The organism is Flavobacterium anhuiense, assembly GCF_050990855.1.
In the GTDB taxonomy this organism is placed as follows: domain Bacteria; phylum Bacteroidota; class Bacteroidia; order Flavobacteriales; family Flavobacteriaceae; genus Flavobacterium; species Flavobacterium anhuiense_C.
Genome location: NZ_CP158861.1, coordinates 3,190,299 through 3,209,480 on the forward strand (window position 1 = coordinate 3,190,299; position 19,182 = coordinate 3,209,480).

Below are 19,182 nucleotides of genomic sequence, written 5' to 3' on the forward strand. Positions count from 1 at the left end.
TCTTAGCATCTTAGAAAATGACTAAAAAACGGATTTTATTAAAAATAGGAAGTAATACTTTAACCAAAGAAACCAATCATATTTCGCGGGGAAAGATTGAGGATCTTGGGATTCAGATTGCAGCTTTAAACGACAAATACGAATTTATCATTGTCAGTTCAGGAGCAATTGCAGCTGCAAAGCAATTTGTAAAACTGGATAATCAAGATAAAGACGTTTTTGTAAAACAGGCTTTAGCTTCTATCGGACAGCCTCATTTAATGCGGATTTACAATGAGAATTTTAAGGATTTAGGATTAAATACTTCGCAGTGTTTGCTTTCTTATTCTGATTTTGAAAAAGAGCAGACCAAAAAGAACATTGTAAATACGATTAATGTATTGGTTAAAAACAATTACATTCCGATTATCAATGAAAATGATACCGTGGCGACAGATGAGATTCGGTTTGGAGATAATGACAAATTAGCAGCTTTAACGGCAGTGTTGCTAAATGTTGATATTCTGATAATTGCAACCAATACAAACGGAATTTATACGAAAGAGACCTTTCAAAATGAAGTTCCGGAAACGATAAAATTGGTAAATGATTTAAAATCGCTCGAAAAAGAAATCGGAGATTCAAAATCATCACATGGAACAGGAGGAATGCAATCCAAAATCGAAGCGGCTGGAATTGCAAAAGCAGCGAAAATTGAAACCTGGATCGTGAACGGATTAAATGATAATTTTATTCTGCGGGCGCTGAAAGACGAAATTCCATTTACCAAGATTGTTTAATTGTTTATTTGTTTAATCGTTTAATCGATTAAGACAGAGAACAATTCAGAACTATTTTTAATAAAAGCATAAAAGTTTGATTTGTTTGGCAATCCGATTAAACAAATTAACGATTAACCGATTAAACAAAAAAGAAAGACATGAACTATATCTCAATAAAAGAAATCAACTCATTATCAAAATGGGTAAACCAAGCGATAAAAATAAAAAAGAATCCGCTTAAAAATCAAAGTTTAGGGAAAAACAAAACTTTAGGAATGCTATTCTTCAACCCAAGTTTAAGAACGCGTTTGAGTACTCAAAAAGCAGCTATGAACTTAGGAATGAACGTTATGGTAATGAATTTTACCAACGAAGGGTGGACATTGGAATTTGAAGACGGAGCAGTAATGAATTCTGGAGCTTCAGAACATATTAAAGAAGCAGCAGAAGTAGTTTCTCAATATTGTGATATCATTGCAATCCGTGCTTTCGCAGGTTTGGTGGATAAAGAAAAAGATTATGCTGAGACAGTAATTTCAGGATTTTTGAAATATGCTACCGTGCCAATTGTAAACATGGAAAGTGCTATACGTCACCCATTGCAGTCACTAGCAGATGCGATTACGATGGAAGAATTCAAACCAAGACACAAAAACAAACAAAAAGTAGTGCTTTCTTGGGCGCCGCATCCAAAAGCTTTACCACAAGCAGTTGCTAATTCATTTGTAGAAATGATGCAAATGCAAAAAGATATGGATTTTGTAATCACACACCCAGAAGGTTATGAACTTAGTCCAGAAATTACAAAAGACTGTAAAATCGAGTATGATCAAGATAAAGCTTTCGAAAATGCTGATTTTGTTTACGTTAAAAACTGGAGTAATTTCAATGATTACGGAAAAGTAACCAACAGTGATCCAAATTGGACCGTTACTGCTGAAAAAATGGCTTTAACCAACAACGGAAAATTCATGCACTGTCTACCAGTTCGTCGTAACGTAATTGTAACGGATGAAGTTTTGGACGGAGAAAATTCAATCGTAATCGAGCAAGCAAACAATAGAACGTATTCTGCACAATTAGTGTTGCAGAAGATTTTGAAGAAATTATAAAAAAGCTTCTAAGATTCTGAGTTGCTAAGCTGCTAAGTATTTCAGAATCTAAAAAACTTAGCAGCTTAGAATCTTAGCAACTTAGCACCTTATGAAGGTTACTGTTATAAAAATTGGTGGAAACATCATTGACAATCCAGCAGAATTAGAACAATTTTTAACTGATTTTTCTAAAATTGAGGGATATAAAGTTTTAGTTCACGGCGGTGGAAAATCGGCTACGAAAATGGCGCAGAGTATTGGATTAGTTCCGCAAATGATTGACGGACGTCGAATTACAGATGCTCCAATGTTGGATGTTGTGGTAATGATTTACGCTGGGCAGATCAACAAACATATTGTGGCGCAATTGCAGGCAAAAGACAATAATGCAGTTGGTTTTTCTGGTGCTGACGGGAATTTAATTCAATCCACAAAAAGAAATCACCCAACGATCGATTACGGATTTGTAGGTGATGTAAAGCAAGTAAACACTAAATTATTAGCAACTTTATTAGAAGCTGGGATCGTTCCTGTTTTCTGTGCGATTACGCACGATAAAAACGGACAATTATTAAACACAAATGCCGATACTATTGCAAGCGAATTGTCAATTGCATTGTCTGAAGTTTTTGATGTTACGCTGACTTATTGTTTTGAAAAGCAAGGTGTTTTGATGGATTCAGAAGATGATTCATCTGTAATTACAGAAATTAACGAAGTGTTGTACAATAAACTAAAAGAAGAAAAAGTAATCCATTCTGGAATGATTCCAAAATTGGATAACTGTTTCAATAGTTTATCAAGAGGTGTGCAGAAAATCAAAATTGGGCATCACAGAATGCTTCAAAATGCAGATGTTCCGCATACAACGATTACATTATAAAAGTTGCTGTCACGAATTACAAAAAATTGACGCTAATTTTTTCTGTTAAGAGAGAAAATAATTCTTAGCTGTACATTAAAAAGTTATTTTGATTTTATATCTGAGACAAAAAAACAATTTACAAAAAGTCGTGTAATTAGTGACAAAAAAATAGAGCGCACAAGGTATTTTAAATAAATTTGCGCAAGTAAAAATGGTCATAGGAAAGCTCAAAAACTTTGTTGCTTTGTCCCTTTGAGCCTTTGAACCTTATTAAAATGAAAAATATAGATACGCTTACCCAGGAAGCAATTAGTTTATTAAAAAGCCTGATCGAGACCCCTTCATTTTCAAGCGAAGAAGATCAAACAGCTCTTTTAATAGAAAATTGGTTCAATCAGAATGAAATTCCATTCAAGAGAGAAAATAACAATGTGTGGGCTTTCAATAAATATTTCGACGAAAAGAAACCAACACTTTTATTAAACTCACATCACGATACTGTAAGACCTAATCAGGCTTATACCAATGATCCGTTTAAAGCAATTGAAAAAGATGGCAAATTATTTGGTTTAGGAAGTAATGATGCTGGAGGATGTTTGGTTTCTTTATTAGCGACATTTGTTCACTTTTACGAAAACCAAAACTTATCACATAATATTGTGATCGTTGCTTCGGCAGAAGAAGAAAGCAGCGGAAAAAATGGTTTGAACAGCGTTTTAAAACACTTGCCAGAATTAGATTGTGCGATTGTGGGTGAACCGACTTTAATGCAATTAGCGATTGCGGAAAAAGGTCTTTTAGTTTTAGATGTAAAAGTAAAAGGAACAGCAAGCCACGCTGCACACCAAAACGATGATAATGCTTTATACAAATCAATTCCGGTAATGGAATGGTTTAAAAACTATAAATTCGATAAAATTTCAGATGTTTTAGGTCCTGTAAAAATGACCGTAACGCAAATCAATGCTGGAAAACAACATAATGTGGTTCCGTCAGAATGTGATTTAGTTGTTGATATTCGTGTAACAGATTGTTATACAAATGCTGAAATTTTAGAAGTAGTAAAAGCGAATGTAAATGCTGAAGTTACACCAAGATCAATGCATTTAAATGCTTCGTCTATTCCAGTTGAACATGGTTTGGTGCAAGCAGGAATTGCTTTAGGAAGAACAACGTATGGGTCTCCAACACTTTCAGATCAATCAGTTTTAAGCTGTCAGTCTTTAAAATTGGGGCCAGGAGAAACATTGCGTTCACATTCAGCAGACGAATTTATTTTTGTAAACGAAATTGTAGAAGGAGTCGATTTGTATATTAAAATACTAACAGGCTTTTTCAAATTATAATTAAACGAAATTAAACCCGACAGGTTTTTAAAACCTGTCGGGTTTGTTAAAAATATTACCATATGAAACTTTGGGAAAAAGGAATACCAACAGATAAACAAATCGAGCAATTTACAGTTGGAAACGATCGCGAGTTGGATTTAGTTTTAGCAAAATATGATGCTTTAGGTTCAATTGCGCACGCCAAAATGCTGGGTCAGATTGGTTTGTTGACTGAGGAAGAAACCACTTCTTTAGTTGATGCTTTAAACGAAATCATTGCGGATATCGTAGTAGGAAATTTCGAAATAGAAGACAGTTTTGAGGATGTTCACTCTAAAATCGAATATTTGCTGACAGAGAAACTTGGCGATGCAGGAAAGAAAATCCATACCGCACGTTCTCGTAACGATCAGGTTTTAGTAGACGTTCATTTGTATTTAAAAGATGAATTAAAAGCGATAAAAGAGCAGGTAAAAACACTTTTTGATTTGTTGATGGAATCAGCAGAAAAACATCAAAATGTATTATTGCCAGGTTATACGCATTTGCAAATTGCAATGCCATCTTCTTTCGGAATGTGGTTTTCGGCTTATGCTGAAAGTCTGATTGATGATATTACAATGTTGAACGCTGCTTCAAAAATTGTAGACCAGAATCCGTTAGGGTCTGCTGCGGGTTACGGAAGTTCATTCCCAATCAACAGAACTTTTACCACTCAGGAATTAGGTTTCGAAACTTTGAAATACAATGCCGTTGCAGCGCAAATGAGCCGTGGAAAAGCAGAAAAAACAGTTGCTTTTGCTATGACAAGCGTTGCAGGAACATTATCAAAATTTGCAATGGACGTTTGTTTGTATATGAGCCAGAACTTCGATTTTATCGGACTTCCAGCGCATCTTACAACAGGTTCAAGCATTATGCCTCATAAGAAAAATCCAGATGTTTTCGAATTAATTAGAGGAAAATGCAATAAGATTCAGGCACTTCCTTACGAAATCACTTTAATCACCAATAATCTTCCAAGCGGTTATCATAGAGATTTACAGCTTTTAAAAGAAGGATTGTTTCCAGCAATCCAAAATCTGAAAGCTTGTTTGGATATTGCAATTTTCTCAATTAAAGACATCACAGTAAAAGATCATATTTTAGAAGATAAAAAATACGATTATTTGTTTACAGTAGATACTTTAAATGAAATGGTGGTTGCAGGAATGCCTTTTAGAGATGCTTATAAAGCTGTTGCAGAACAATTGGAAGCAGGAACATATAAATCTCCAAAAGAAACAAAACACACGCACGAAGGAAGTATCAATAATTTATGCATTGATGCGATAAAAGATAAAATGAAAGTAGCTTTTTAGTTTTTTTGTAAAATGTAAAAAGTAAGCTGTAAAAAGTAAAAGGTCATTGATTTCAATGACCTTTTTTTATGAAGTAAAATTTAGTTTTTAACCAATTTAAATGTCTTGCTTTTATTTTCTATCTGAACTTTACAGATATAAATGCCTTTTGAAAGATTTCCGATATTCAATTGTAATTTTTCATCAGGAGCAATGTTTTTGGTATGTGAATATACTTTTGCTCCATTTGAAGAATATAAATCAACTTCTGCTAAACCATTGTCTGAACTTGAAAAATCGATATTCAAAAGACGATTGATTACTGATGGATAATATTTCAATTCGAGATTATTCACATTATCATTTAAACCTAAATTGTTACAGCTTGTTGAGACAACACCTTGAGCAGTTACCTGAAGTGTTGCTCCAGCACCGCAAGTTGCATTCGACACGAAGCCTGCAACATTGCCAATTGGCAGCACACTATAGGTATAAGATGGTTTTGTTACTGAGGTTCCTGAATCTGCTGGTGCATTTAAACAATCGCTAAAAGCAATTCCAATAGTTCCGCCATCGGTGCTTACATAATTTTTAAAAGGAGTTCCAATTTTAGCAAAATCAGTTCCTTCAACATAACAAGTTGTATTGTTGCTTCCACCACCTAAACCAATGGCTAGCGAACCCGAAACAGAAGTATTATAATAGCAATTTAAAATATGCAATTCTGCATTTCTTGCTCTTGGCATTCTTTCTCGACAGCCTTCAGCCCAATAGCAATTTTTGAAAGTAATACTGTAATGACCATCAGAAGGAGCATCAGTTTTAGAAGAACCAACCAAATCAGAAAAGCGGTGATCGTCAGCACCACCAGACCCTCCAGCTTTTGGAGCTTTTAGATATATAAATTTACACCAAGAAACCGTCACGTTGTCTGCGGCGCCTTTATTGTCAAAATTTCCGTCCATTCCATCTTGAAACTCACAGTGATCTACCCAAAGGTTTGTTGCTTCAGAAGTTAGATTGTCGCGTCCATCAACATCGTATGCTCCAGGACCTTCAAAAATTAAATTTCTTATAATGATGTTGTTTGATGCTGGCTTTAAACTTAAAATTCCCGAACCTGCTGCGGTTTGATCTAGATTAACTAATCGCGCTCCAGGAAGTCCAATAATGGTTTTGTCGTTTACCTGTAAACTTGTATAGGTGCAATTTATAGTTCCAGAAACTAAGATAACTTGCGGAGTAGTCAATTTTAATTTAGCAGTCAATTCGGCTAGGGTAGTAACGGTTACGGGAGTTGCGTTTCCGCCTCCAGTTGCTGCAGCTCCAAATCCTTCTGGTGCACTCATATAATAATTTTGTGCAAACAAAAACGAGCAAGGCAAAAGGAATGCTAATAGAATAAGTTTTGTTTTCATTTTAAAGTGTGGTTCTTGTGGTTTTAAATAGTAAATGTAATCGATTGCACAAATGTAAAAGAATAAAAATAATTTCAAATTATTTTGGCAGTTTTTTAATTGTAAAGTTTTGATTTAAAGAGTTATAAGTGTTGTTTTTACACTAATTTTTTAAAAGAATGATTTAGATGCTTTTGAAGAGGTTTAGAAGGTTTTAATTATAAAAAGGAGAAAATTCATGCTAAATACATATATTTGATTTACCAGTTTATAAGAAAAATGAAAAAATTTAACGAACAATCTAGTCTCAGTTTGTTTGAGAAAGGATTAATTACTGAAAATCAGTTGGATGAAGTTAAAGCGTATCGAAGTTTAAATGTATTTTCGCTAAACGCAGAATTAAAGCTTTTTCTGTATCTCTCAGTATTATTATTTACTTCTGGAATAGGAATTTTAATTTATGAAAATATAGATTCAATTGGGCATATTGCAATATTGTCATTGCTGTTGGTTGTCATTGCAGTTTGCTTTTTCTATTGCTTTAAGTACTCTAAAGGCTTTCAAAAAGAAGAAACTACTTTTGAGCATCCTGTTTTAGAATATTTGGTTTTAGCAGGAAATATTCTGACTTGCATTTTTATTGGATATTTGCAATTTCAATACAAGCCATTTGGAGAACACTACGGATTAGCGACTTTGGTGCCAACAATTGTGAGTTTCTTTTGTGCCTATTATTTTGACAACAGAAGTGTTTTGACAATTGCAATTACTGGTTTGGCAGCTTATATCGGACTTTCTGTAACACCTCAAGATTTGTTGAGAAATAATGATTTTTATGCGAGTCAGAATCTGAGTTATTCGGCCGTTGTTCTTAGTGCATTGTTGGTTTTATGGGTAATATATAGTCGTAGGATTTCTCTAAAAATACATTTCGGATTGATTTTTCTAACGTTTGGATTGCATATTGCAAGTATTGCTTCTATAGCAAATATGGTGAGCCATGACACAATTACTTGGATATTGTTTGCTTTGATTCTAGCAGGTTCAACTTACTATTTTTATAAAGCAAGCTATGATTATAAAGCTATGTCGCTGTATGTGTTTATGATTGTTTACGGTTATATCGGAGCCAATATACTTTTGTTTAGAATTTTTGAACACGTTGATTTCTCTGATATTTGGGAATTGTTTTTCTTCCTATTGCCAGCTTATTTTATTGGCTCAATTGTGATTTTTATTAAACTAATTAAAAAATTCCATAAAGTAATTTCAGAATGATAGCGTACGATAAAAAAATGTTAGACAATGAAATGTTGATTGACGAAGCTGCTACTTTGTATAAAGGAGGTTTTATTAGTAAAGATCAAAGAAAGTTTATTGAAAAAGAATTACCAATTTTAAAAAGCCAAAAAAATATTTTGGTTAGAATTGGATTCTTTTTACTTGGCTCTATGTTATTTGGCTCTATTTGTGGTGCAATTTCAATTTTCGGATTGCAGTCAGAACATACTTATTTTCAAATCTGCTGCTATCTTTTTGCAATTATTGGTTTTATAGGGGCAGAATTATTAGCCACCCAAAATTACCATAACCATGGACTAGATGATGCTTTTATTTTAGGAGCGCTTTTAAATGTTGGATTTGCGATCGGAATTACAACAGAAGGCTATGAAATGCTTATTGCACTTTTTGTTTCAATTGCTTCAATATTCCTGTTTTTAAGATATTTGCATGTATTATCAATGCTAGTTTTCTGTCTGGCGATAACTGCTTTTTTGTTTTATGGAATGTTTGAATTTGGCGATATCGGAAAAGCTATCTTGCCTTTTGTAGCAATGATTTTTGCTGGAGTTCTGTATTTCTTAACGAAAAGGCTAATCAATAATTTAAAAGAAAATTACTATTATAATGGACTGCTTTTAGCAAATAGCTTTTGTTTGATTCTATTTTACCTTTCTTGTAATTATTTGGTAGTGAGAGAGCTTTCTGTAGCGCTTTTAGAAGTAGAAGTGAAACCAAAAACAGATATTCCATTTGCTTTTTTCTTTTACGCCTTCACTTTTATAATTCCAGTTGTTTATTTGGTTCAGGCTATAAAAACAAAAGATAGAGTAATGCTTTGGATCGGCTTTTGGGCTATTGCATTTTCAATTTATACCATCCGATTTTATCATTCCGTTTTGCCAATAGAAGTAGCGCTAACACTTGGTGGAGTAGTTTTATTTGGAATTACTTTCTTTTCAATTAAAAAGTTAAAAGAAAAAGAGGGCGGTTTAACTTTTAAGCCAGATCGAATCAATCATTCAGAAACACTTTTGAATGCAGAGGCGTTGGTTGTGGCTTCGGCTTTCGGAATGAAGCCAGAAGTAAAACCGCAAGCTTCTCCAATGGAATTTGGCGGTGGAGGTTTTAGCGGAGGAGGTTCTGAAGGAAATTTTTAATATTTGTAAAATATAAAATATAAAATATAAAATGTGAGAAGTAAGATGTTTAAGTACAGATTACTTCTCACATTTTACATTTTACAAAGAACTATACTTTGCTCTTTAGTGCTTCAGCATCAATATCACTGTGTGAAACATTATAAACTGCTTTTCCGTTTTTGATTAAAATCAATTGAGGCGACTCGTGATACACTCCAAATTTGCTTGCAATTTCGTTTGAAATGTCCCTGTGTGCAATTAAGTCTAAAAAATAAGCATCAACAACTTCTGCAAGATCATATTCTCTTTCAAATTGTTTTAAAGCCATTCGGCTAATGCTGCATCTTGTGCTGTGTTTAAATATTACAACTGGTTTTTCGTTAGAAATCGCTTCGATTTCCATTAATTGAAGCATATCTGTTAATTCTGTCCAGTTAACTTTACTTTTTTGTGCTTCTGAGTTCTCTGAACTTCCGAAGATTGAATTAAAAAAACTCATATTTGGCGATATTTATGACTTTTTGTCGTTTAAAAATAGCAAAAAACTAATTTTTAAAGACATTTTGTCTGTTTTTGTACTATGGAATATAATTTGTCTATTTCAATGCAAAGTTAAATTATTTTGAGTTAAAAATTTACCTCAATAAATCGTAACTTTAATCTTATAAATTCAAACATTAAATCAATCAAATCGAAAAAAATATGAATATAAACAAGTTTACCATTAAATCGCAGGAAGCCATTCAGCTGTCGCAACAAATAGCGCAACGAAATGGGCAACAGCAAATCGAAAATGAACACATTTTCAAAGCTATTTTTGAAGTTGATGAAAACGTGGCGCCATTTATTTTGAAAAAATTAAACGTAAATGTGCCCTTGTTTTTACAAATTTTAGACAGTACAATTCAGAGTTTTCCAAAAGTTTCCGGAGGTGAAATCATGCTTTCGAGAGATGCTAATAAAGCTTTGAATGAAGCTGAAATTATTGCTCAAAAAATGAACGATGAATACGTTTCGATCGAGCATTTAATTTTAGCCATTTTTGATTCGAAAAGCCGAGTTTCTCAGATTTTAAAAGATCAGGGAGTAACTGGAAAAGGGTTGAAAGCGGCGATAGAAGAATTACGTAAAGGTGAAAGAGTGACTTCGGCTTCAGCTGAAGAAACGTATAATTCGTTGAATAAATATGCTAAAAACTTAAACGAATTAGCGCGTACAGGAAAACTGGATCCAGTTATCGGTCGTGATGAAGAAATTCGCCGCGTATTGCAAATCTTAACTCGTAGAACCAAAAACAACCCAATGCTTATTGGAGAACCTGGAGTAGGTAAAACGGCAATTGCAGAAGGTTTAGCGCATAGAATTGTGGACGGAGACGTTCCAGAAAATTTAAAAGAAAAGATCGTTTTCTCATTAGACATGGGAGCTTTGATCGCTGGAGCGAAATACAAAGGAGAATTCGAAGAGCGTTTAAAATCGGTTGTAAAGGAAGTTACAGCTGCTGAAGGTGATATCGTTTTGTTTATTGATGAAATTCATACGCTGGTAGGAGCTGGTGGAGGTGAAGGAGCAATGGACGCTGCGAACATCTTAAAACCAGCCTTAGCACGTGGAGAGTTGAGAGCAATTGGTGCTACGACTTTAGATGAATATCAAAAATATTTTGAAAAAGACAAAGCGCTAGAAAGACGTTTCCAAAAAGTGCTAATTGACGAGCCAGATACAGAAAGTGCGATTTCAATTCTTCGTGGAATCAAAGAAAAATACGAAACGCACCATAAAGTTCAGATTAAAGACGAAGCGATTATTGCGGCGGTTGAACTTTCGCAAAGATACATTACCAATCGTTTTTTACCAGATAAAGCGATTGACTTGATGGATGAAGCTGCTTCTAAATTACGTATGGAAATCAATTCAAAACCTGAGGAATTAGACGTTTTGGATCGTAAAATAATGCAGTTGGAAATTGAGATTGAAGCCATTAAACGTGAGAAAGAAGAAAGTAAGCTTAAAATTTTAGGTATGGAACTGGCCAATCTGAAAGAAGAGCGAAACGAAATCTTCGCGAAATGGAAATCTGAAAAAGATATTGTGGACGGAATTCAAGCCGTAAAACATGAAATTGAAGACTTTAAATACGAAGCAGAACGTGCAGAACGTGAAGGCGATTACGGAAAAGTAGCCGAAATTCGTTACGGAAAAATAAAAGAAGCTCAAGAACGTCAAGAATCTTTACAAAAACAATTGCAAGAGTTTCAATCTGGAAATTCTTTAATTAAAGAAGAAGTTACCAGAGAAGATATTGCAGAGGTGGTAGCGAAATGGACTGGAATTCCAGTTACCAAAATGCTTCAAACAGAAAGAGAAAAATTATTGCATTTAGAAGACGAATTGCACAAACGTGTAGTAGGTCAAGAAGAAGCGATAGAAGCGGTGAGTGATGCGGTTCGTAGAAGCCGTGCTGGTTTACAGGATATGAAAAAACCTGTTGGATCGTTCTTATTTTTAGGAACAACTGGAGTTGGTAAAACTGAGTTAGCAAAAGCGTTGGCAGAATATCTTTTTGATGATGAAAATGCCATGACGCGTATCGACATGAGTGAGTACCAAGAACGCCACAGCGTGAGCCGTTTAGTGGGTGCGCCTCCAGGATACGTAGGGTACGATGAAGGTGGTCAGTTGACAGAAGCCGTTCGTAGAAAACCCTATTCTGTTGTGCTTTTAGATGAGATCGAAAAAGCGCATCCAGATACGTTCAATATTTTATTGCAGGTTCTTGATGAAGGACGTTTAACAGACAACAAGGGGCGTCTAGCTGATTTCAGAAATACGATCATCATCATGACTTCTAATATGGGAAGCCAGATTATTCAGGAAAAATTTGAAAATCTAAAAGGCGGAGTTGAAGCGGCAACAGAAGCGGCTAAAAATGAAGTCTTAGGATTATTGAAACAAACAGTACGTCCAGAGTTCATTAACCGTATCGATGAAATTGTAATGTTTACACCGCTTACAGTAGATAATATATCAAGAATTGTAAGCTTACAATTAAAAGGCGTTACAAAAATGCTGGCACAACAAGGTATTACAATGGATGCAACTCCAGAAGCAATTGCTTACTTGTCAGAAAAAGGGTATGATCCTCAGTTTGGAGCAAGACCAGTAAAACGTGTCGTGCAGAGAGAAGTTTTAAATCAATTGTCAAAAGAAATTTTGGCAGGAAATATCACAACAGACAGCATCATTTTATTAGATGCTTTCGATGGCAAGTTGGTTTTTAGAAACCAGACAGCTAATTAATTTTTTTTCATTTTGTTAATCTTAAAAAGCATCAGTTTGACTGGTGCTTTTTTTGTTTAAAATTCTGAAACTTTTTGTGTAATTCATATAACAAGATATTTTTAAAAAAGAATCAATTTTAAATTAATAAAAATCAGCAAATTATTAATTTAAAAATTACAAATCATGAATAATATATTTAGAGGATTATTGGCAGGATATGGCGCCAAAAAATTAGGAGGAGGATGCTTCGGAACAATTATCGTTTTCATCATTTTGTGGGTTCTGTTAGGACAATGCAATTAGACGCGGCATTACAGAAAATTACGAATAAAAAACACAAATTTTGATAGGATTTTATTGGGCAGATTAAGTCAAATTGTCTAGATTCGCATCACTAAAAATAAATTTAAAAAAATGGGTTCAGGTTTTTTCGCACTATTAGATGATATCGCAGCAATTATGGATGATGTTGCAGTAATGAGTAAAGTTGCTGCAAAAAAAACAGCCGGAATCTTGGGCGACGATTTAGCAGTAAATGCCGAAAAAGCTTCGGGATTTGCGTCATCTAGAGAGTTGCCAGTTTTGTGGGCAATCAGTAAAGGTTCGTTATTGAACAAAATCATTATTCTTCCAATCGCATTTTTGTTAAGTGCATTTTTGCCAGTTGCAATCATTGTAATTTTAGTTTTGGGCGGATTGTTCCTTGCTTATGAAGGTGCCGAAAAAATTTATGAATATTTTTTTCCTCATAAACACGAAGAATCTGAAGGAATAACAAATGAAGTTTTTACTGAAGAACAGATTTTGGAAATGGAAAAAGGAAAAATAAAATCTGCGATCATTACTGATTTTATTTTATCTGTCGAAATTGTCATCATAGCACTAGGAACAGTTATGGAAGAGCCGCTAACACAGCAGATCATTGTTACTTCAATAATTGCAGTAGTTGCAACAATTGGAGTATACGGAATCGTGGCACTTATCGTAAGAATGGATGAGGCAGGGTATAAGCTTATCAAACATAGTAAAAGCGAAAATAGCCCAGCAAACCTTATTGGAAATTTATTAGTTAAAGCGCTTCCTTTGGTTATCAAAGGTTTAACCGTAATTGGAACTATTGCATTGTTATTGGTTGCTGGTGGAATATTCGTTCACTATATTCCATTTTTCCATCATTATGTGCCTCAAATTCATCTTCCTTCCATTATTAAAGAATTTGTAATTGGATTAGTTTTAGGATTTATAGTTTTAGTGCTCATTAGTCTTTTCAAAAAAATATTCAAGAAGAAAGAAGCTAAAATGTAACAATTGCTTTTAAATAACAATAGAAACACCAGTCGAAAGGCTGGTGTTTTTTTTTGCAGCAGAAATAATGTTTTCAGCTCAAGTCCAGTCCCGCTATCCACTTTATCTTTTAGGGCGCCCGATAGCTATCGGGACTGCCCTAAAAGGATACCGTTTCTATCGGGGCTAAGCTAGAAAGTTTTGTTTTTTATATGAAATATCAATAAAAATGAACTTTTTTTTTAAACGAATAAAATGTTGATTTATAGTTGTTTATTGTTTTAATAAAATTTTTAACATTTTTCTTTAAGCAACCATTGCAACCTTACCGCATCTTCATAGTAATTAACAATTAATTATTATTTTATATGAAAAGTTTTAGATTAAAATCAGCTTTAGTAGTATTATTTTTATCAATTGCATTTGTTTCATGCAGTAACGATGACGACAACAAAACACCAGCTCCTACAACAAAAGCAGCTTTAGCAACAGAAATTAAAGGGCCAGCAACAGGAAAAGTAAATGAAGAATTAAGTTATGATGTGACTTATGTAGTAGATAATGCTTGTGCTGAATTTGATAAAATATCAGAAGTGACAATTGGGTCTGTAAAAGGGTTGCAAGTAATTGCAAAATATCCGTCAGAAGTTTGCACACAACAAGTTCCAGAACCAAAAAAGACGGTTTACAAATTTAAGTCTGCGGAAAAAGGAACTTTCGAAATCAAATTCAAAAAATCAGAAACAGAATTTCTTATTCAAAAAGTAGTAATTGAATAACACCAAGCTTAGTTGAATTTTTTTAGGTTGAAAGCCATTTTACAGAGGTTTAATTTTAAGCTGATGTAAGATGGTTTTTCTATAAAACAGATTTGGTAATTTATTGTTTAATCTTAAGTATTTTTTCTTTTATGAACTTTGCGGTTAAGTAAAGATGAATTATTGGAGAGGCTATTTATTAACTTTGCCATTCCTCTAAAATTTACTACTTTTGCACTCTAAATTTTATGTCATGGCGAAAAGAAAGTATAAAATATCGGTTATTCAGTTAAACCTGAATGATGTTGCCGAAAATAATCTTAAAAAATGTATCAGTTGGGTAAGAGATGCTGCAAGTCAAGGTGCAGAAGTAATCTTACTTCCTGAATTATATAGCAGTCATTATTTTTGTCAGAGTGAAGATGTAGATAATTTTGCATTAGCAGAACCACTTTACAGCACTTCATTTATTGCATTCAGCGAATTGGCAAAAGAATTAGGAGTAGTAATTATTGTTCCTTTCTTCGAGAAAAGAATGGCTGGAATTTACCATAATAGTGCTTATATTATTGATACTGATGGAACTGAGGCTGGTTTATACCGTAAAATGCATATTCCAGACGATCCACATTTCTATGAGAAATTCTACTTTACACCAGGTGATTTAGGTTTCCAAGCAATCGAAACTAAAAAAGGAACTGTTGGAACTTTAATTTGTTGGGATCAATGGTATCCAGAAGCAGCTCGTATCACGGCTCTTAAAGGTGCTGAGGTTTTATTTTATCCAACAGCAATTGGATGGCATCCTAAAGAAAAAGAACAATATGGAGAAAATCAATATGGCGCTTGGATGAACGTTATGAAAGGTCATGCAGTAGCAAATGGTGTTTTCGTAGCAGCGGCTAACCGAATTGGTTTAGAGAAATATATCGATGGAACAGAAGGAATTCAGTTCTGGGGAGCTTCTTTCATCGCTGGACCACAAGGAGAAATTTTAGCTCAAGCTTCTCATGATAAAGAAGAAATCTTAATTGCTGAGGTTGATTTGGATTTACAAGAAAATGTTCGTCAAAATTGGCCATTCTTCAGAGATAGAAGAATTGATGCTTTTGGAGATATAACAAAAAGAGCAATTGATAAATAATTAGAATTATTTATAAATAAATATTGAAAGAGCTGTTTGTAAAAGACAGCTCTTTTTTTAGCGCTCCAGCGGAGCGAAATATTTATAGATAATATATCCACATGTATAATAGAAAGCTCCAGCGGAGCGACATATTCACCATTTATATGTCGCTCCGCTGGAGCTTTTTTATTTGTATTATTGAAATTCTATAAATATTTTGCTCCGCTGGAGCTACTGCATATGTGATTTTTTTTTTTGTAAATATCTTGCTTCTCAGAAGCTCTTTTGTACTTTATATTAAAATAAAAAAGGAACTGTTTCGTATTGAAACAATTCCTTCTTTTGTTTTTAGCTTTATATCTAGATTACTTCACTTGGAAAGTAACTCTTCTCACGATCTGACGTGCCTCTTTAGAATTTTTGTTAACAGAAGTATCTTCTCCATTAGCAATTACATTCAATCTTGATGCATCAATTCCTGCATTTACAGCCACTTTTTTAACAGCCTCAGCTCTTTTTCTAGACAGCTCAACATTGTAGTTTGTGTTTCCAATTTCGTCTGCATATCCAATAATATCAGCTGATTTTCCAGGATTGTTTTTCAAATATTTCACTAAGAAATCCACACCTGATAAAGAAGCGTTTGTTGGTTTAGACGAATTGAAATCGAAATAAACGTTTACATAACCGCCATTGATTAATTCTTCAACAGTATTGTTTGTAGCAGTTCCTGCACCTTTCTTTTCGTATGTTTTATCTAAATAGCTTTCTAGCTCGTCTGGAACACCATTTTGGTTAGTATCAATAGATTGACCTTTTGTGTTAACGGCAACTCCTGCAATAGAATTTGGTTCTAAATCGTATAAATCAGCAACTCCATCTTTGTCTGTGTCCAAAAGACCAGTTTCGATTAAGTCCACTCTTTGTTCCAATTCGCTAATTCTATCTTCTTCACCAACCCAGTCAGCATGTTTCTGATTTTTTCCTAGGTAAAAAGTTAAACCAACAGAAGCATTTAATAAAACGCCATCAAAAGAGCCAGTTGTTGTGTTGCCCATTCCGTCAAAGTTCCAGTTTTGTCTTCCGTTTACAATTCCAGTAAGGTCTCCCGTTAAAGCTACTCGGTCACTTAATCTGATTTGTCCAGTCAAACCGGCAATTCCGTGTGCCATGTAATCTTGTCCTCCAAATCCTGTTTCAGTGCTAATTTGTGAAACTCCAAAACCACCATGTGCCAAAAGACCAATTGTGTTTGTCCAAGTTTCAAAATTTAAAGCACGCCCAACGTTTATAACTCCTTGTAAACTTGCTCTAACATAGCGGCTTTCAAAATCTGGTGTGTCTTTTTTTTCTTTAAATTGGTCGTAACCAACATCTAATTTCACCCCAAACTTTGGACTAAACATATATCGTACACCTAAATCTCCGTGAAAAAAGTTAACAGATTCTGTAGTGTAGCCTGGAGTCATTGTTCTGGTTGGTTTGTTAACACCGCCATTAAGTTCGATCGACCATTTGTTGTATTCTTGATCCACGCTAGGTTTGGTAGATGTGGTAGCCATATTTTGAGCGCCTGCAGCAAATGATAGTAATAAAAGTGATACTGATACTAATTTCTTTTTCATGATATCAAAAATTAAATTGTTTTTATTTTAAACTCATGAACAAAATTAGAGGTCGAATTCTAGAATGTGTTGTATATGCTCTTACATAATTCCCATCTTTTGGCTTTTAATTATGTAAATCCGTTAAAATAAGTATAATAGGGAGTATAAAAAAAAGGACAAAATTCACATTTTGTCCTTTTGCTATCCTTAAAAAAGTATAATTATTTCAAATCTGGCTGATAAATTTTAACAGATCCATCTCCTTCGCTGCTTACTACCAACAAGCTTCTTTTTGTTGGGCTTTTTGAAGCTGGAATAAACAAAATTCCTTCTGGAGCATCTCCTGTTTTTACAGTCTGTAGATATTGAGGAGCAGTCGGATTTGTAGCATCATAAATCATAAAAGCATCAGATCTTTCTAAACCAACAAATAAAATATTTTGGGTTCCCATTTTAGCAGCAACTACCGCTTCTGGTTCAGAACCTTTATCGTCACTTCTTTTATCGTCATAAGTTCCTAGTTCGTTAGTCTTTTTATCAACATCATTTTTGCTGTCAAAAACGATTTTTCCAGTATTTCCGTTCCAAATCGAGAATGATCTTCCGCCAAAACTTACCATTTCGTCCAAATCTCCATCTCCATCAGTATCTCCCATATCAGCAACAAGATTCAGTCTTCCTAAATTAGCATCTAGTTTTAATGTAGCTGCATCAGGAAAAACCGTTGCGTCGAGCGTCATGCTTTTCATGCGTTTCACATCAGTATAGGCTGTATATTCTCTTGCGTCACCCTCGTTAGCAGTAACAAAATATGGCGTATTGTTTACTGTAAAATGACTAATAGCATCTGGCATATAAAGACCTTTTACCTTCCAAGGGTTAAAAGCAACTTTATTGTCGCTATCGCTTACATCAATTGCGTTTTCAGCAGTATTGTAATCTTTTAATCCTAAAGGATAAATGGCAGTAATAGATTTAGATGTCAAATCAACTTTTGCAACACCATTATTTTCTTGTAAAGTAACCCAAGCCGTTTTAGAATCGTCAGATATAGTAATGTATTCTGGTTCGATATCTTGAGCGAAACTTTTCGCAAATTTTGAAACTCTGAATCCGTTTTTTTTCAAGGCTTCGGCCTGACCAGCAAATGAAGCGAAATCTAAAGTTGTTACATTATAAGAACTAGTTTCGATGATAGAAATAGTTCCATTTGGATCTTGCGAATAATCTGTATTTGGTTCACCTTCATTAGCAGTCATGATATATTTTCCGTCTGGAGAAAATGTAATCATATCAGGCAAAGCTCCAACAGCAACTTGTTTGATTAAGCTGTAGTCTGAAGTATTAAAGACAACCACTTTACCATTTGCTTGTTTGTTTGCCGTAGATTCTAAAGCAACAGCCAATTTTCCGTCAAAAACAGATACACTGTTTGCCGCACCTTCATATGTGGTTAAGTTGATTTGTCCTATTTTAAGCGGTTTTGTTGGGTCTGCAATATCAATAACATCAATTTGGTTTACACCACTGTTGTTTACGGTAAAAAGTCTTTTTGTTTTTTCGCAGTAAGCAGAAATTTCGGCTGCAGCTTCTCCACCAATTGTAATAGAACCAATTTCTTTAAAAGTTCCAGGGTTTTCATTTACAACAACTTCAGGAGTGCCGTTAGAATTTTCATCATTGTTACAGCTTGCCAATATAGAAAGAGCAGCTAATAATGAGATAGATAATTTTTTCATGTGTTAGTTTTTAGTTTTCGCAAAAGTAGTTCTGAGTCCTCTGTTAAATATTAAGGATGTATTATTTAATCTTTAACTTAATTTTTGCAAGATATTTTTTGTGAAATTGTATAGGATTTTTACTCATTTGTTTTAAAATCCTAACGAATGCTTATCTTTGCACTTTCTAAATTAGAAC

At 34.1% G+C, this 19,182-nt stretch carries 15 protein-coding genes; 11 read left to right on the top strand and 4 right to left on the bottom strand.

All coding sequences use genetic code 11. The features are described 5' to 3' along the window. Window positions 1-17 precede the first annotated feature (17 nt). From proB to argH, 5 genes are all read left to right on the top strand, one after another. Window positions 18-779 carry a glutamate 5-kinase gene (gene proB, locus ABTV69_RS14260; RefSeq protein ID WP_433829831.1) on the top strand — a complete coding sequence of 254 codons (762 nt, stop codon included), beginning with the start codon at window positions 18-20 and terminating at the stop codon, window positions 777-779. Between the two features lie 140 nt (window positions 780-919). After that, a complete protein-coding gene (locus ABTV69_RS14265; protein ID WP_433829833.1) occupies window positions 920-1,873 on the top strand; it encodes an N-acetylornithine carbamoyltransferase in 954 nt (317 codons plus the stop codon). Between the two features lie 91 nt (window positions 1,874-1,964). Continuing rightward, on the top strand, window positions 1,965-2,738 hold the full coding sequence (gene argB, locus ABTV69_RS14270) for an acetylglutamate kinase (protein ID WP_433829835.1): 774 nt from the start codon (window positions 1,965-1,967) through the stop codon (window positions 2,736-2,738). A 257-nt stretch (window positions 2,739-2,995) separates the two neighbouring features. Next, entirely contained in the window at window positions 2,996-4,066 is a 1,071-nt protein-coding gene (locus ABTV69_RS14275; protein WP_433829837.1) for a M20 family metallo-hydrolase, read from the top strand. A 62-nt stretch (window positions 4,067-4,128) separates the two neighbouring features. Further along, window positions 4,129-5,409: an argininosuccinate lyase gene (gene argH / locus ABTV69_RS14280; RefSeq protein WP_433829839.1), complete on the top strand. Its 1,281-nt coding sequence runs from the start codon at window positions 4,129-4,131 to the stop codon at window positions 5,407-5,409. Window positions 5,410-5,489: 80 nt separating this feature from the next. Here argH and ABTV69_RS14285 read toward each other — a convergent pair whose 3' ends face one another. Further along, window positions 5,490-6,806, bottom strand: coding sequence for a T9SS type A sorting domain-containing protein (locus tag ABTV69_RS14285; RefSeq protein WP_433829841.1), 1,317 nt, complete (start codon window positions 6,804-6,806; stop codon window positions 5,490-5,492). Window positions 6,807-7,064: 258 nt separating this feature from the next. Here ABTV69_RS14285 and ABTV69_RS14290 point away from each other — a divergent pair, with 258 nt between their 5' ends. After that, window positions 7,065-8,063, top strand: coding sequence for a DUF2157 domain-containing protein (locus ABTV69_RS14290; RefSeq protein ID WP_433829843.1), 999 nt, complete (start codon window positions 7,065-7,067; stop codon window positions 8,061-8,063). After that, window positions 8,060-9,226 (top strand): hypothetical protein, encoded by a 1,167-nt coding sequence (locus ABTV69_RS14295; protein ID WP_433829845.1) that lies wholly within the window; start codon window positions 8,060-8,062, stop codon window positions 9,224-9,226. The genes ABTV69_RS14290 and ABTV69_RS14295 overlap by 4 nt, the downstream gene beginning before the upstream one ends. 91 nt (window positions 9,227-9,317) lie before the next feature. On the opposite strand, the gene ytxJ is transcribed toward ABTV69_RS14295, so the two are convergent. Continuing rightward, a complete protein-coding gene (gene ytxJ / locus ABTV69_RS14300; RefSeq protein ID WP_433829847.1) occupies window positions 9,318-9,707 on the bottom strand; it encodes a bacillithiol system redox-active protein YtxJ in 390 nt (129 codons plus the stop codon). A gap of 203 nt (window positions 9,708-9,910) precedes the next feature. On the opposite strand from ytxJ, the gene clpB reads away from it, so the two are divergent. From clpB to ABTV69_RS14320, 4 genes are all read left to right on the top strand, one after another. After that, complete coding sequence (clpB, locus tag ABTV69_RS14305; RefSeq protein ID WP_433829849.1) at window positions 9,911-12,508, top strand: ATP-dependent chaperone ClpB; 2,598 nt, start codon at window positions 9,911-9,913, stop codon at window positions 12,506-12,508. A 396-nt stretch (window positions 12,509-12,904) separates the two neighbouring features. After that, complete coding sequence (locus tag ABTV69_RS14310; protein ID WP_433829851.1) at window positions 12,905-13,795, top strand: DUF808 domain-containing protein; 891 nt, start codon at window positions 12,905-12,907, stop codon at window positions 13,793-13,795. Between the two features lie 347 nt (window positions 13,796-14,142). Then, the gene (locus tag ABTV69_RS14315; protein WP_433829853.1) at window positions 14,143-14,553 is read left to right on the top strand and encodes a hypothetical protein; all 411 of its coding nucleotides are present in this window, start codon (window positions 14,143-14,145) and stop codon (window positions 14,551-14,553) included. 232 nt (window positions 14,554-14,785) lie between these two features. After that, complete coding sequence (locus ABTV69_RS14320) at window positions 14,786-15,676, top strand: carbon-nitrogen hydrolase (RefSeq protein WP_433829855.1); 891 nt, start codon at window positions 14,786-14,788, stop codon at window positions 15,674-15,676. A 347-nt stretch (window positions 15,677-16,023) separates the two neighbouring features. Here ABTV69_RS14320 and ABTV69_RS14325 read toward each other — a convergent pair whose 3' ends face one another. Then, entirely contained in the window at window positions 16,024-17,283 is a 1,260-nt protein-coding gene (locus tag ABTV69_RS14325; RefSeq protein ID WP_433829857.1) for an OmpA family protein, read from the bottom strand. Between the two features lie 203 nt (window positions 17,284-17,486). Next, window positions 17,487-19,004 (bottom strand): choice-of-anchor I family protein, encoded by a 1,518-nt coding sequence (locus ABTV69_RS14330; RefSeq protein ID WP_433829859.1) that lies wholly within the window; start codon window positions 19,002-19,004, stop codon window positions 17,487-17,489. Window positions 19,005-19,182: the final 178 nt, after the last annotated feature.

Bases quoted from the DNA above. Each gene is read 5' to 3' on its own strand.
- proB (WP_433829831.1), top strand. From the start codon at position 18: ATGACTAAAAAACGGATTTTATTAAAAATAGGAAGTAATACTTTAACC.
- ABTV69_RS14265 (WP_433829833.1), top strand. From the start codon at position 920: ATGAACTATATCTCAATAAAAGAAATCAACTCATTATCAAAATGGGTA.
- argB (WP_433829835.1), top strand. From the start codon at position 1,965: ATGAAGGTTACTGTTATAAAAATTGGTGGAAACATCATTGACAATCCA.
- ABTV69_RS14275 (WP_433829837.1), top strand. From the start codon at position 2,996: ATGAAAAATATAGATACGCTTACCCAGGAAGCAATTAGTTTATTAAAA.
- argH (WP_433829839.1), top strand. From the start codon at position 4,129: ATGAAACTTTGGGAAAAAGGAATACCAACAGATAAACAAATCGAGCAA.
- ABTV69_RS14285 (WP_433829841.1), bottom strand. From the start codon at position 6,806: ATGAAAACAAAACTTATTCTATTAGCATTCCTTTTGCCTTGCTCGTTT.
- ABTV69_RS14290 (WP_433829843.1), top strand. From the start codon at position 7,065: ATGAAAAAATTTAACGAACAATCTAGTCTCAGTTTGTTTGAGAAAGGA.
- ABTV69_RS14295 (WP_433829845.1), top strand. From the start codon at position 8,060: ATGATAGCGTACGATAAAAAAATGTTAGACAATGAAATGTTGATTGAC.
- ytxJ (WP_433829847.1), bottom strand. From the start codon at position 9,707: ATGAGTTTTTTTAATTCAATCTTCGGAAGTTCAGAGAACTCAGAAGCA.
- clpB (WP_433829849.1), top strand. From the start codon at position 9,911: ATGAATATAAACAAGTTTACCATTAAATCGCAGGAAGCCATTCAGCTG.
- ABTV69_RS14310 (WP_433829851.1), top strand. From the start codon at position 12,905: ATGGGTTCAGGTTTTTTCGCACTATTAGATGATATCGCAGCAATTATG.
- ABTV69_RS14315 (WP_433829853.1), top strand. From the start codon at position 14,143: ATGAAAAGTTTTAGATTAAAATCAGCTTTAGTAGTATTATTTTTATCA.
- ABTV69_RS14320 (WP_433829855.1), top strand. From the start codon at position 14,786: ATGGCGAAAAGAAAGTATAAAATATCGGTTATTCAGTTAAACCTGAAT.
- ABTV69_RS14325 (WP_433829857.1), bottom strand. From the start codon at position 17,283: ATGAAAAAGAAATTAGTATCAGTATCACTTTTATTACTATCATTTGCT.
- ABTV69_RS14330 (WP_433829859.1), bottom strand. From the start codon at position 19,004: ATGAAAAAATTATCTATCTCATTATTAGCTGCTCTTTCTATATTGGCA.